General features: G+C 49.8%; 12 protein-coding genes, 1 tRNA gene and 1 pseudogene. 9 read left to right on the plus strand and 5 right to left on the minus strand.

Annotated elements, in window-relative coordinates:
• The 4 genes and pseudogenes from H6F68_RS06195 to H6F68_RS06210 all read left to right on the plus strand — a co-directional run.
• A pseudogene (locus H6F68_RS06195) lies at positions 1 to 104 on the plus strand (IS1 family transposase); the annotation flags it as partial.
• A 128-nt stretch (positions 105 to 232) separates the two neighbouring features.
• Complete coding sequence (locus tag H6F68_RS06200) at positions 233 to 2329, plus strand: M3 family metallopeptidase (RefSeq protein WP_190557367.1); 2097 nt, start codon at positions 233 to 235, stop codon at positions 2327 to 2329.
• A 386-nt stretch (positions 2330 to 2715) separates the two neighbouring features.
• Positions 2716 to 5400 carry an EAL domain-containing protein gene (locus tag H6F68_RS06205; protein WP_242065381.1) on the plus strand — a complete coding sequence of 895 codons (2685 nt, stop codon included), beginning with the start codon at positions 2716 to 2718 and terminating at the stop codon, positions 5398 to 5400.
• Positions 5401 to 5932: 532 nt separating this feature from the next.
• On the plus strand, positions 5933 to 6220 hold the full coding sequence (locus tag H6F68_RS06210; RefSeq protein ID WP_190557371.1) for a DUF1816 domain-containing protein: 288 nt from the start codon (positions 5933 to 5935) through the stop codon (positions 6218 to 6220).
• 19 nt (positions 6221 to 6239) lie between these two features.
• Here H6F68_RS06210 and H6F68_RS29585 read toward each other — a convergent pair whose 3' ends face one another.
• Positions 6240 to 7007, minus strand: a complete 768-nt coding sequence (locus H6F68_RS29585) for a CAP domain-containing protein (RefSeq protein ID WP_313930041.1) — start codon at positions 7005 to 7007, stop codon at positions 6240 to 6242.
• 23 nt (positions 7008 to 7030) lie between these two features.
• The gene (rbsK, locus tag H6F68_RS06220; RefSeq protein WP_190557373.1) at positions 7031 to 7963 is read right to left on the minus strand and encodes a ribokinase; all 933 of its coding nucleotides are present in this window, start codon (positions 7961 to 7963) and stop codon (positions 7031 to 7033) included.
• 207 nt (positions 7964 to 8170) lie between these two features.
• On the opposite strand from rbsK, the gene H6F68_RS06225 reads away from it, so the two are divergent.
• Complete coding sequence (locus H6F68_RS06225; protein ID WP_190557375.1) at positions 8171 to 8383, plus strand: hypothetical protein; 213 nt, start codon at positions 8171 to 8173, stop codon at positions 8381 to 8383.
• A gap of 267 nt (positions 8384 to 8650) precedes the next feature.
• On the opposite strand, the gene H6F68_RS06230 is transcribed toward H6F68_RS06225, so the two are convergent.
• The gene (locus tag H6F68_RS06230) at positions 8651 to 9535 is read right to left on the minus strand and encodes a M48 family metalloprotease (protein WP_190432449.1); all 885 of its coding nucleotides are present in this window, start codon (positions 9533 to 9535) and stop codon (positions 8651 to 8653) included.
• A gap of 403 nt (positions 9536 to 9938) precedes the next feature.
• Between H6F68_RS06230 and H6F68_RS06235 the strand changes: the two genes are divergently transcribed.
• Positions 9939 to 10091 carry a hypothetical protein gene (locus tag H6F68_RS06235; protein WP_190557377.1) on the plus strand — a complete coding sequence of 51 codons (153 nt, stop codon included), beginning with the start codon at positions 9939 to 9941 and terminating at the stop codon, positions 10089 to 10091.
• Positions 10092 to 10108: 17 nt separating this feature from the next.
• Here the strand turns inward: H6F68_RS06235 and H6F68_RS06240 are convergent, their stop codons facing one another.
• Together H6F68_RS06240 and H6F68_RS06245 are read right to left on the minus strand one after the other, a co-directional pair.
• The gene (locus tag H6F68_RS06240; RefSeq protein ID WP_190552868.1) at positions 10109 to 10261 is read right to left on the minus strand and encodes a hypothetical protein; all 153 of its coding nucleotides are present in this window, start codon (positions 10259 to 10261) and stop codon (positions 10109 to 10111) included.
• Positions 10262 to 10391: 130 nt separating this feature from the next.
• A complete protein-coding gene (locus tag H6F68_RS06245; RefSeq protein ID WP_199299940.1) occupies positions 10392 to 10922 on the minus strand; it encodes a nucleoside deaminase in 531 nt (176 codons plus the stop codon).
• A 318-nt stretch (positions 10923 to 11240) separates the two neighbouring features.
• On the opposite strand from H6F68_RS06245, the gene radC reads away from it, so the two are divergent.
• The 3 genes from radC to H6F68_RS06260 all read left to right on the plus strand — a co-directional run bounded on the left by radC (position 11241) and on the right by H6F68_RS06260 (position 12747).
• Complete coding sequence (gene radC, locus H6F68_RS06250) at positions 11241 to 11972, plus strand: DNA repair protein RadC (RefSeq protein ID WP_190557433.1); 732 nt, start codon at positions 11241 to 11243, stop codon at positions 11970 to 11972.
• A 54-nt stretch (positions 11973 to 12026) separates the two neighbouring features.
• Positions 12027 to 12098, plus strand: a tRNA-Val gene (locus H6F68_RS06255).
• A gap of 64 nt (positions 12099 to 12162) precedes the next feature.
• Positions 12163 to 12747 (plus strand): Uma2 family endonuclease, encoded by a 585-nt coding sequence (locus H6F68_RS06260; RefSeq protein WP_190557379.1) that lies wholly within the window; start codon positions 12163 to 12165, stop codon positions 12745 to 12747.
• The last annotated feature ends 94 nt before the right edge of the window (positions 12748 to 12841 follow it).

Raw genomic sequence — 12841 nt, forward strand, 5'->3', positions numbered from 1 at the left:
TTTGGCAACACAGCCGACTTAAAAACACTGCTGCTCAACGTGCAGGATTAACGACGCGCTCCTGGAATTGGCATGACATTGCCATCTATCCCACACTAATCTAATGCACTACCTCGCTTTTTCAACGTGAGGAGGGGCGATCGTAGATGGGATTTCCGCACTGGTTGTCTATGTCAGGCATTCGTTACAGTGAGGGGTATATAGATAATGCCAAAGAAATAAAAGACAACCTATGAGTGCAAGTGCTACCCTCACCCAAAACCCCTTGCTGATTGGTAAAGGACTTCCCCCCTTTGATGCCATCAAGCCAGAGCATGTGGTTCCAGCCATCACCCAACTGCTGCAAGAGCTAGAGCAAGAACTGGTGACTCTAGAAGCGAATGTGCAACCGACTTGGAGCAGCTTGGTCGAACCTCTCGACCGTTTGAGCGATCGCATGGGTTGGAGTTGGGGGATCGTTGGGCACTTGATGGGGGTGAGAAACAGCCCAGAAATGCGGGAAGCTCATGAAACCATGCAGCCTCATGTGGTGCAGTTTTGGACCAAACTTGGTCAAAGCAAACCTGTCTATGAAGGCTTCAAAGCGCTGCGCGACAGTGATGCTTGGACTAACTTAGAACCTGCTCAAAAACGGATCGTCGAAGCTGCGATTCGGGAGGCGGAGCTGTCTGGTGTCGGGTTAGAAGGCGCAGCCAAAGAGCGCTTCAATGCCATTCAAATGGACATGGCAGAGCTATCTACTCAGTTCTCTAACCATGTGTTGGACGCCACCAAAGCCTTCAGCATGACGCTGACCACCCCGGAAGAAGTAGACGGGTTACCTCCTAGCTCGCTAAGTCTCGCTGCCCAAGCTGCCCGTGCCGCTGGAGAGGAAAACGCCACCGCAGAGAATGGCCCTTGGCGGATCACCCTCGACTTCCCCAGCTACGGCCCTTTCATGCAACACAGCACTCGCTCTGATTTGCGTGAAAAACTCTACAAAGCCTTCGTCAGCCGCGCTTCAGAGGGTGACCTCGACAATAAACCACTGATCGATCGCATCCTGACCTTACGGAAAGAGCAAGCCCAACTCCTCGGCTTTGATAACTATGCCGAACTCAGCTTAGCCAGCAAGATGGCTCCCAACGTGGCGGCGGTGGAGCAGTTGATGGAAGAACTGCGTCAAGTGAGCTACGATGCCGCGGTTAAAGATTTGGCTGACCTGAAAGCTTATGCTGCCTCCAAAGGAGAATCTGGCGAGCTGAAGCACTGGGATGTGAGCTACTGGGCTGAGCGTCAGCGGGAAGAAAAATTTGCCTTCAACGACGAAGAGCTGCGCCCCTATTTCCCCTTGCCCCAAGTTTTAGACGGTTTGTTTGGTCTCGCCAAGCGTCTATTCGGCGTCACCATCACCGCTGCCGATGGTCAGGCTCCGGTGTGGCACGAAGACGTGCGTTACTTCCAAATTTCGGATGAGTCGGGAGAGGCGATCGCGTACTTCTACCTCGATGCCTACAGCCGTCCTGCTGAGAAGCGTGGCGGTGCCTGGATGGATGATTGCGTCAATCGGGCCAAGCTGACGGTGGAAGGGAAAGCTAGTACTCGTCTGCCTGTGGCTTACTTGGTCTGCAACCAAACGCCTCCCATTGACGGCAAGCCCAGCTTGATGAATTTCCGCGAAGTGGAAACGCTGTTCCATGAGTTCGGTCACGGTCTTCAGCACATGCTGACCAAAGTCGATCACTCTGGAGCCGCTGGCATTCGCAACATCGAATGGGATGCTGTGGAGTTGCCCAGCCAGTTTATGGAGAACTGGTGCTACGATCGGGCCACTCTTTTCAGCATGGCGAAGCACTACGAAACGAGCGAAACCCTACCAGAGCATTACTACGACAAGCTTGTGTCAGCGCGTAATTACATGAGCGGTAGCGGCATGTTGCGGCAGTTACACTTCAGCTTGCTCGACCTTGTCCTCCACGCCCACTATCAACCGGGTGGCAGCGAAACGGTGCAAGATGTGCGTCAACGCCTCGCTGAAACCACAACCGTGATGCCACCGCTCCCCGAAGATGACTTCCTCTGCGCGTTTGGTCACATCTTTGCAGGCGGATATGCGGCTGGATACTACAGCTACAAGTGGGCGGAAGTCCTCAGTGCGGATGCTTTTGCAGCTTTTGAAGAAGCAGGCTTAGAGAACTCAGAGGCGATCGCAGATACAGGCAAGCGCTTCCGGGAAACTGTTCTAGCTCTGGGTGGCAGCCAACACCCGATGGAAGTCTTCAAAGCCTTCCGGGGTCGGGAACCCAACACCGCGCCACTCCTCCGTCATAGTGGTTTAGTGGCGGCGTAGTCTAAATCTAGTTAAACTTCTGGCAAATCAAATTTTTTAGATTTTTTGATGCTGCTAGCAGTCTATTGTTTCTCTTGAATCGAAGAGGGGTATCTATAGGTTAGATGCCCCTCTTCTCCGTATTTACCGGAATATCTAATCGAAAAACCGTCAAACAGCCGATCGAAATTCAGCTAATTTTACCGTCTCAGCCATCGATCTTTCAGATGAGACTAGAGCTAAAGCAAGCGAGATCTGTAATCCAGACTGGCTGAGCGACAAAACTTAGCAGTGGCAGAAGGTGGGCAACCTTGGTAAGTCAAGCTCTTGATAATCAATCTCCGAAAACCTCAAGTATTAAAATGGCCCTGCTAACTTCCCCTGGTAAGCCCAGCCTTTGGTCAAACATGCAGCCCAAATGGTGGAAGGAGAGCCACCAGCTTTCTGCTTCCAAGCAACAAACAGCGGCTTTGCGGCGAAAAACTCTGTTGGCGGTTAGCTTGACGCTCACTAGTTTGCTAACTGTCTTGTATGCCGCCTCATCCACTGTCTTGATGAGTAGCTTGCGTAAAGCAGAAGAACAAGATACTCGCTTAGCTTTGCATGGTGTCCTTGATACCATTGCTGGGACTGAAAATGACTTTAGCGGTCGGTTTACAGATTGGTCTGCTTGGGATGACACCTATAGGTTTGTAGAAGATGCTAATCCGCGATACATCAAAGCCAATCTAATTGCAGAGCAGCTCTCAGCTTTGAAAGTCAATGCAGTTGCTTTCATCAACACAGCCAATCACATTGTTTACGCGACAGGCTTTGACATAGGCAAGCAGCAAAAAACCTTGCTCCCCCTCGCACTACAGCAACAGCTATTTCCTGGGAGTGCACTCCTACAAACTTTGCCACCAGGTGAGTATCGTCAAGGTCTGGTCTTATTGCCCAATGGACCGATGCTAGTGACGGCTCAACCAATTTTGCCTAGTAATGGAAAAGGGCCTAGACGGGGTACGGTCATCTTTGGGCGCTATTTAGATCTAGCAAAGGTGAATCAATTCACCCAGATCACGGGCTATCCGATCACGATTCATCGGATTGACTCGGCCCAACTCCCATCTGATTTTGCTTCGGCACGAGCCGCTTTATCTCTTAAGAACCCCTCGCTAGTGCGCCCTCTGAACCAGGAAAAGGTGGCGGGCTACGCGTTGGTAAACGATATTTATGACCAGCCTGCCTTACTCGTGCGAGTTGAGTTAACTCGCAGCATTTATGAGCAAGGGCATCGACCTCTGTTTTACCTAGTCATCTTCTTAGTGGTGATTGGTCTGGTTTTTGGAGCTATTACTCAACTGTTGTTAGAAAAGCTAATTTTGTTTCAGCATGAGTGCCAAGAACGGGAGGCTCGCTATCGAGCGGTGGTGACTCAAGCTTCAGAAGGGATTTTTCTGATTGATGCTCAGACAAAACAGTTTTTGGAAGCTAATGCGTCCTTTTTGCAACTGTTAGGCTACAGCGTTTCGCAACTCCTAGAACTCACCCTTTATGATGTTGCTGTTCTAGAGCGCGCGGCGCTAGACCAAGCCATGCAGCCTTTGCTGCAAGGAGAAACCCATCTCGCTAGCCAGCAACAGTACTGCGATCGCTGGGGTGGTCTGGTGCATGTAGAGGTGAATGCCAACTTGATTGCCTATGCGGGTAGAGAAGCTTTTTGTATGGTGGTGCGAGATATCACTGAGCGTAAGCAGGCTGAGGATGCCTTGCGCGAGAGTGAACAACGTCTAGCTTGGCAGGCCAGTCATGATGCCCTCACTGGACTCGCCAACCGCCGAGAATTTGAGCGGTGTCTAGAGCAAGCCATTACCAGTGTCTCGACGCAAGGCCAACAACATTACCTGTGTTATCTCGATTTGGATCAGTTCAAAATCATTAATGATACTTGTGGTCACCGAGCTGGAGATGAGTTACTGCGTCAGATTGCAGCGACTCTACAAGCTCAAGTGCGATCGACCGATATCTTAGCGCGGTTAGGCGGAGATGAATTTGGTCTGCTCTTGTATAACTGTCAACTCGACCAAGCGCTCAAGATTGCCAATGCCTTGCGTTGGAGTTTGCAAGAGTTCCGGTTTCTCTGGCAAGGGCAAACCTTTAGCTTGGGGGTGAGCATCGGTTTGACTATGATCGACCAGAAAGAAGCTGACCTCAATAGCGTTCTTAGTGCGGCTGATGCTGCTTGCTACGCTGCCAAAAGCCGAGGTCGTAACCGCGTTCACCTTTACCAAGCCGACGATATGGAGTTGGCAAAACAACAGGGGGAAATGCAGTGGGCGGTCCGCATTACTCAGGCTTTAGAGGAAGACCGCTTCTGTCTTTATTACCAGCCGATCGTGGCAACTCAGCAGGCCCAGCTTCAGGAAGAGCACTACGAGGTTTTGTTGCGACTCCGGGATGAGACAGGTAAAGTAGTGCCGCCAATGGCATTTCTGCCAGCTGCGGAACGCTATAACTTGATGCACTTAATCGATCGCTGGGTGATTCGCACGTTGTTTGCGGCTCAAGGGCAACATTACCGTGCCGCTTGGCAGCGTTGCCAATCTGCTCCTGATCGCTGCCTTTATGCAATTAACCTCTCAGGCGCAAGTATCAATGACGATCAATTCATTGATTTTCTTCATGAGCAATTTGCGCTGCATCAGGTTCCACCTCAAGTCATCTGTTTTGAAATTACAGAAACAGTGGCGATCGCTAACTTGAACAAGGCAATCCAATTGATGCGCGAGCTAAAGCAGTTAGGGTGCCGCTTTGCGCTTGATGATTTTGGTTCTGGTATGTCTTCATTTGCCTACCTGAAGAGCTTGCCTGTAGACTACCTTAAGATTGATGGCAACTTTATTAAAGATATTCTAGAAGACCCAACGGACATGGCTATGACAGAAGCCATTAACCAAGTGGGACACGTCATGGGCTTACAAACCATTGCTGAGTTTGTTGAGAACGATCGCATTTTTGAGGTGATTAAAGCGCTGGGAGTAGACTACGCTCAAGGTTACGGCATCGCCCACCCTCGGCCTTTTTCTACCGATCCCACCTCAGAGGCATAACTAATGAGCGAGAGGCCGCGATCGCTGGCGCTATGGGCTATCAAATTTTACAGGTCACTGTTTTGCTTGCTACTGAGATGGGATCAAAATCAATCTAAAATTTTGAAGATTAAACCCAAAAACATGCTTAATTCAACAAAGGCAGCTCTTAGAACTTGAACTAAATAGCGATCGTAGCCTGCTAAGATTCGGTCCTGAGAAATACGTAACGTTGTTGACTGTTTGGAGTTAAATCCATCCTCAAGAATGATTAATGTCAGCAAGAGCCCGGCCTATCCTAAAACAACTCCTGGCCTGAGGACCTGAACCGAAACTGAATTCCATGCTCATCAATGCTATTCAGCTTGCAGTCATGCCTTTAATCCAGACCAGTCTAGAACAGTTGTAAATGAATCAGGGAATTCATTAACTGAAGCAAGATTTTCTATTCCAATCAATTGCAGACCCAATTTTTGAGCTGTCTCAGAATCAATGGGGTGGTAACAAATCAGTTGTTTGATTGTTGAAAAGTTTTTATTGAGCTATTTAAACTATGTTTGGATTCTTTGTGTTTTTCGTTTTTTGCGTGGTGCTCTTCTTGCTGCTTAGTCGCAAGCAAGTTCAGAAAGATTCTGCTTGGTGGGTCGAGATTGTCACCTCCCAGCCTAAAGGCACCTATTACTTTGGTCCTTTCAGCAATGTTGAAGAAGCCAATCACGCTCAATCTGGGTATGTGGAAGATTTAGAGGGAGAAGGCAGTAAGGTCATTGCAGTCCAGGTGAAATGGTGCCAGCCTAAAGAACTGACGATTGTGGAAGAAGAACAGTTGACTTATAGCTAGGCGATCGCCTACTCACCGCCTACTCGAACAGCGCAGGCAGACTGGGTGGACGCAAAAACAATTGCGTGAAGTAGTAGCTATCGCCCTGCTGCCAAACTCCCACCCCTGTCTCGCTATATGGAGCGGTGAGGATGTTTTCTCGATGGCCCGGGCTTTCCATCCATCCTTTAACAGCCACAGGTCCAGGATTGGGAATATTGACGCTCTTAAATAAGTTCTCACCCACGATCCAATAGATAATGCCTGCGGCTTGAACTCGTTGCCCAACATTGCGGCCATCGGGCCCAGTGTGGCTAAAAAAGTTTTTCTCGGCCATGAGGCGACTGTAATCGCGAGCGACCTGAGCCAAACGGTCATTGCTTTGGAGCGGTTTTAACCCCTGTTCCTGCCGAATTTCATTAATGCGTTGCCGTACTGTTGCCTCCATCTCCGCGATCGCGGGTGATTGAACCGTAGCAGATGAGTTCCCAGGAGACGGAGACGCAGAGGAAGCTGTAGGTAACTGAGTCGGAAAACTAGAGGGCAATGGCAAGTTGGGAAGTACTTGATTCAGCGACTCGCAGCCCATCAAGTTCAAGGCGATCGCTCCACCCATGAGCCAGATAGGTAATTTGTTGATGACCATTGGCCTATGCAATTCAGTATGTCCCAGCAGCTTAATCATCAGTTCTTGGAGAAACAGTGCAAAGATTACGCGCCAATCCCTGCCCCTGCTGTAAGGCGGCTCCCAGCCTGGGAGCGGAATGCGGCTAACTTCAAATTTGTTGAGGTTTTCGTTTCGGCTCACCTATCCCCAGAAGGAGATTCGGTCTAGGTTGTTGCCAGCAGGTTCATGATGGCGCTCCTAGTTGGCAAAGCCGTTTGCGCCCCAAACCCTGTCGTAGCGATCGCTGCGGCGGCATTGGCAAAGTGCCCTGCCTCGGACCAAGATTGATTCTCGGCTAGGGCAACCGCGATCGCTGCTGCAAAAGCATCGCCTGCTCCCGTGGCATCAATGCTCTGCACAGGCACTTTGGGCAACCAACATTCTCCCTCGGGCCAAATCAGTAAATTCCCCGCATCACCCGCTTGCACTGCCACGGCTCCCACACCGCGTTGGAGTAAGATACCAGCCGCTTGACGTGCCGAAACTGGATCGGTGACTTTAACGCCAGTAATCACTTCTGCTTCTGAGGAGTTGGGGCGAATCAAATCAACTTGTTGCAGCAGCTCGTTGGCTAGTGGCACCGCAGGAGCGGGATCAAGCACTGTCCGTGCCCCTGCTTCCCGACCTAAGCGAAACGCTGCCTGTACTACCTCTAAAGGAGCTTCTAGCTGAGCCAGGACAACCTTAGTCGAGGCGATCGCGGCTAGGGCTGCCTCGACATCCGCAACTGCTAACCGATGATTCGCTCCAGGCGCGGTCAAAATCTGCTTTTCGCCGCCCTGCCCCACCATAATCAGTGCTACTCCAGTGGCAGCTTGCTCATCTTGCACCACATAGCTTGTGTCAACGCCCTGAGCTTGTAGATTAGCCATCAACGCCTGGCCCTGCTCATCTTTGCCAATGCGGGCCACGAAAGCAACACGAGCACCCAAACGCGCCACCGCTACGGCTTGATTGGCCCCCTTGCCTCCGGGTGCAGCTAGGAAAGTTTCGCCTTGAGTGGTTTCGCCAGGTAAGGGGAGTTTAGGGCCTCGAATCAAGTAGTCACTGTTGGCGCTCCCCACAACCACAATGTCCCAAGTCGTTGTTTGTGTCATGGTTGCTCCATCGTGCCCAAACATCAACCCGATTGTCATGACTCTATGAACGCTGCCTACTGCCGCTCTGGTCTGCCGTAGTTATGCCTAGCAAAACCACTGCTAATTGAATTCTAGGAGCCAGCAACGTAGTCCCTGGGATAGGCGACAAAAATTATTTCTTTAGTCCAAGATGAAAACGTTATCGCTTTGGAGGCGGTTTTTAGTGTGATTTCCCCTTGGCGAAGTCCGCTCCCGTTGGAAGAGTACACAGCCAGTCAAGTCGTTGTCTACTTTTATAGCGGCAGATGGATTCCAATCATGTTTTGTCGTTTGGCAGAGGCGATCGCACTGCATCATAGAGCCTCATCATCGGGCAAAGAGCTATTCATCTTTCCCCCAGAGGTCAATCCTAGCGACTCCTCCCACTCACTCCACTGACTCATCCAGAGTTTAACTAGGCGATCGCTCTAGTTAGCAGGCACTTTTCTAATTGTCTTTCTTTGAATTTAATAAAAAATTTATCTTTGTCAGCATCAGGCAGCTATCTATCTAGAGATAGAATCAACCACTCAATCAAGTTGGAAAAGTGCCAAAAGACAAAAAAACAATGCCACCGCTTGCCTGAAGACGGTGGCTTTAATTATGGCTTGGGAACTTTTTTAGGAGCTTGCCAGATTGCAGGTCAAGTTACCGCAGAGTAAAGAACTAAACCAAGGCTGGAGCAGCTTGCTGTTTTTGTTGGGCCAGTTCTAGCAGGCGCTTGATGCGCTCCTCGGTTGGAGGGTGAGTGCGGAAAAGCGACTGTAACCCTTGAGCTGAAAGGGGATTGATAATAAGTAGCGGAGACAGGGCAGGATTGCCGTTCATGGGAATTTGTAAACCGATCTTTTCTAGCTTTTCTAAGGCGCTAGCTAAAGCCGTTGGGTTCCCAGTAATTTCCGCTGAACCTTGGTCAGCAGCAAATTCTCTAGTTCGAGAAATAGCGAACTGAATTAAGCCTGCAGCCAATGGAGCCAAAATAATCAAGAACAAAATGGCAAATGGGTTGCCACCCCGGCGAGTGTCACGAGTCACAGGGCCGTACAAAGCACCAAACGTGAGAATGCGACCCAGAAAGGTAATGGCTCCAGCCAGAGTCCCTGCTACGGCTTGAGTCAGGGTGTCTCGGTTACGCACGTGAGTCAGTTCGTGGGCAATGACGCCTTCGAGTTCTTCGCGTGAGAGCAAGTCAATAATGCCCTGGGTCACCGCGATCGCCGAATGCTCTGGATCACGGCCTGTCGCAAAAGCGTTGGGTGATTGAGTTGGCACCAGAAACAACTTCGGCATGGGGATCTCGGCGCGATCGCTTAACGAAGCCACCATGTCGAACAGTTCTGGAGCTTCCTCACGGGCTAAGGGCTGTGCTTGATAGGCAGCCAGAGCAGCTTTATCGGAATAGTACCAAGAGCTAAAACTGGTAAAGGCGGCAATGCCCAAGCCTAAATAAAGTCCTTGCTCATCACCCACCAGATAATACGCGCCTAAAACAATCAGTCCGCTCAGCAACCCCAGTAGAGCTGCTGTCTTAATTTGATTCGCCCCAACCATAGTTTTCTACCAATTGTTTTGAAAAAATTGCTTGAGAGTTGTTTTTAAAGTGTCAAATTTTCGTCCCTTTCAGTCTCTATCAAGTGAAAGAAACTCGCCTCTTCCGGCAGTACGGTACTGCGCCACTACGCGATTGCTTCAATGTCAAAGTTTATCTAGCACCACCAGAGGCATTGCGATCGCAGTAGAAGATTAACCGCGACACCCCTAGGCGCGGCTATACAGAAGACTAAACCAGATTTTGAATCAACGGAATCCTGATGCCAGTCCTGAGCCCACCCCTGCGATTAGCTTAGAACTCGATCGCGATATGGAAAATACCAGTTGATGTGCTTCAAGCCGCAGGCCACGCAAGCACAGGTCTATGATTTAGAAAGATTTAGAAAAAATTCTGTGTCACAAAATGCCTCATTTTTGGCATGTCTGCAATCGAGGCGTTAACCCTGAGTTGGGCAAAATTGCAGGGACAACAGGAGAAATGTTACAAAGTAACCCCTTAGCGCTAACTCAACTGTTAATTGCCTATCACATGCTGGTTGCAGCTCAGGGGTATTAAGCCATCACATACTTCCATCAATTGAGCTGGCTATCAAAGGCTGCAACTCGATGGAGTTGGTTAAAAGCATCCAATACAATCGTTTTCTGCTCTGGAGTTAAACCAGAAAGCGTCTCAACCCACAGCTGTAGTAGGTCCTTGCGGCTAATACTATTGGGCACGATAGACATGCTAAAAGCTCCCGATCGCTTCTTGTCCTAGCATGCCCAAATTTACCAGATGTTGCCTGAGTCAGATTGCGGAAGTTATAAAACTCTTTTTATGTCTATGTTGCTATGTCTTAGGTAGAAGCCACATATTCTAAGAACGTTTGTGCATTCGAGCCAATATAGCTTTGCCAGCTTCCCGCTTGACTCCAGCCACCAACTCTAATGGACCTCTGACCAGCGAAGAGTTGAGCTTATCAATGCTGATGCCATGTGCTACCCACTGTTCCTCATTAGCATCCTCCGCTAAAGCAGAATAAACCACGCGCTTAATACCCACAAACGAAATAGCTGACAAGCACATCAAACAAGGCTCTAAGGTGACGTAGATGCTCAGGTCTGCTTTTTCTTCTGCGCTCATTTGGCTTAAGCGTCTAGCAGCTTGGCGTAGCACCGTCATCTCACCATGAGCGGTCATGTCACCTGTTTCTTCAAATGTGTTGTGTCCTAAAGCCAGAACTTCACCCCGCCACAAAATTAAGGCTCCTACCCCTGCCTTGCCTTGATCGATCGCTCGGTTGGCTTCTTCCAAGACCTTATCGATCATCTGCTCATCTAGATCTGTGGGAGCGTGCAGATTGGCTGACTTTAACTCCTCTGGCGGCATCGAATATTGAGTGGTCACTGACAGGCTCCTGAGTCGGTTTAATCAAGTAGAAATAAAAACGGCGCTAGATAGCTAAATAGTGATGAAGTAGCGATCGCGCTTCTTTTACTCAAACCTAGTTGCAATGAAAGCACTTCGGTCTCTAGGCGGAAGTTCCTAACCAGAGTGTTTTCAGTCTCAAGATTGATAGACAGGCTAATTAGGCACTAAGGACTGAGTAGCCACTAGCTAACACTTAGCGTATTTTTGACCTCTCCTCGGTCACCCTCCTATGTAAGTTGAGCTGCCTGAATCGGGATAACTGGGAAGATAATGGTTGAGGGTGCAAACGTTTATATGACCTACTGTCTCAGGGTTGCCGATTTACCCACGAATGAACGCCCGCGCGAGCGACTCCTGATCCAAGGGGCTAAGGGTTTATCTACAGCGGAATTGTTAGCCATTTTGCTAGGGACAGGGCAGGGGCCAGGAAAGTTATCAGCGATCGGCTTAGGACAGTACATTTTGCAAGAACTCAGCCAGCATCAGCGTGACCCCCTGGAAGTGCTGCGCGATGTGAATGCGCTGGATCTAACTAAAATTTCTGGCATTGGTCCAGCCAAGGCAACCACAATTTTGGCCGCGATCGAGCTAGGCAAGCGAGCCTTTCAATCTCGCCCTGCGGAACGCACCGTGATCGACAGCCCTGAATCTGCTGCCGCTGCCCTCAGCCACGAATTGATGTGGCAGCACCAAGAACGCTTTGCTGTACTCTTGCTCGATGTGAAGCATCGACTACTGGGGACACAGGTAATCACCATAGGCACTGCTACCGAAACTTTAGCCCACCCTAGAGATATTTTTCGCGAAGTGATTCGCCAAGGTGCAACTCGCGTAATTGTGGCTCATAACCATCCTTCGGGTAGCATCGAACCCAGCACAGAGGATATTACTTTGACTCGCCAACTGCTGATGGGAGCACAGTTCTTAGCGATTCCTTTGCTGGATCACTTAATCATTGGCAACGGCGACCACCGTAGCCTTCGACAGACCACAGCCCTTTGGGACGAATACCCGCAAGGCATTTAATTCTTACGGCTCTTATTGTTCCTACCCCTGGCCTGTGCTAAATTAGGAGTCCGCGGGCGATTAGCACAGTGGTAGCGCACTTCCTTCACACGGAAGGGGTCACTGGTTCGAATCCAGTATCGCCCATCAGTCTCTCTAAACCCACTGTGTAGTCATTCAGAAAAGGTAAGGGAACCGTAGGTTAACTGCCATGACCACGACTACCCAAAAGTTTAGCTTTGCAGACTATCTCGTTTATGACGATGGTACAGGAACCCGTTATGAACTCGTCGAAGGGGAGTTAAGCCCAATGAGCTTGGGGACGGGCAGGCATGGAGCGATTTCAGAGTTCCTGAATGACCAGTTCAGAGCCGCTATTAAAGCAGCAGAGCTACCGTGGACCTCGAAAGATATGCGAATTGGGGTAAGGTCGCCTCGTGGTGGACGTTGGGATACGTCTAGAATCCCTGATGTCACGGTTTTACCGATCGCCCGATGGGAAGCGATGGCAGATCGAGAAGCCGTGATTGATTTGAGTGAACCCCCTCCGCTGTTGGTTGTGGAAGTGGTGAGTGAGTCTACCAAGTCGGCAGATTATCGGGCTAAGTACAGCGAGTATAGTGTTTTAGAAATTCCTGAATATTGGATTGTTGATCCGTTAGACGCAAAAGTAACGATCTGCCAGTTGAATGAAGGTCGTTATGATGAGGCAGCTTTTACAGGTGAATCTATCATCCAGTCTCCGACATTTCCAGCTTTGAAGCTAACGGTTGCTCAAGTATTGGCAGCACAGTAACCGCAGTTAAGAAGAGGGCGATCGCACTTCAACTCAACAAGCTCGACACCTCAAAATGTTGGCTTGGGCATAACCTTTGGCTTTGCGAGCGCGA

This window comes from Trichocoleus sp. FACHB-262 (assembly GCF_014696035.1).
Taxonomy (GTDB): domain Bacteria; phylum Cyanobacteriota; class Cyanobacteriia; order FACHB-46; family FACHB-46; genus Trichocoleus.

What these genes read in the sequence shown, in the direction of transcription:
- H6F68_RS06240 (WP_190552868.1), bottom strand. Translation starts at nt 10,261, where the DNA reads ATGTCTATCGTGCCCAATAGTATTAGCCGCAAGGACCTACTACAGCTG.
- H6F68_RS06205 (WP_242065381.1), top strand. Translation starts at nt 2,716, where the DNA reads ATGCAGCCCAAATGGTGGAAGGAGAGCCACCAGCTTTCTGCTTCCAAG.
- rbsK (WP_190557373.1), bottom strand. Translation starts at nt 7,963, where the DNA reads ATGACACAAACAACGACTTGGGACATTGTGGTTGTGGGGAGCGCCAAC.
- H6F68_RS06235 (WP_190557377.1), top strand. Translation starts at nt 9,939, where the DNA reads ATGCCTCATTTTTGGCATGTCTGCAATCGAGGCGTTAACCCTGAGTTG.
- H6F68_RS06210 (WP_190557371.1), top strand. Translation starts at nt 5,933, where the DNA reads ATGTTTGGATTCTTTGTGTTTTTCGTTTTTTGCGTGGTGCTCTTCTTG.
- H6F68_RS06260 (WP_190557379.1), top strand. Translation starts at nt 12,163, where the DNA reads ATGACCACGACTACCCAAAAGTTTAGCTTTGCAGACTATCTCGTTTAT.
- H6F68_RS06230 (WP_190432449.1), bottom strand. Translation starts at nt 9,535, where the DNA reads ATGGTTGGGGCGAATCAAATTAAGACAGCAGCTCTACTGGGGTTGCTG.
- H6F68_RS06200 (WP_190557367.1), top strand. Translation starts at nt 233, where the DNA reads ATGAGTGCAAGTGCTACCCTCACCCAAAACCCCTTGCTGATTGGTAAA.
- radC (WP_190557433.1), top strand. Translation starts at nt 11,241, where the DNA reads ATGACCTACTGTCTCAGGGTTGCCGATTTACCCACGAATGAACGCCCG.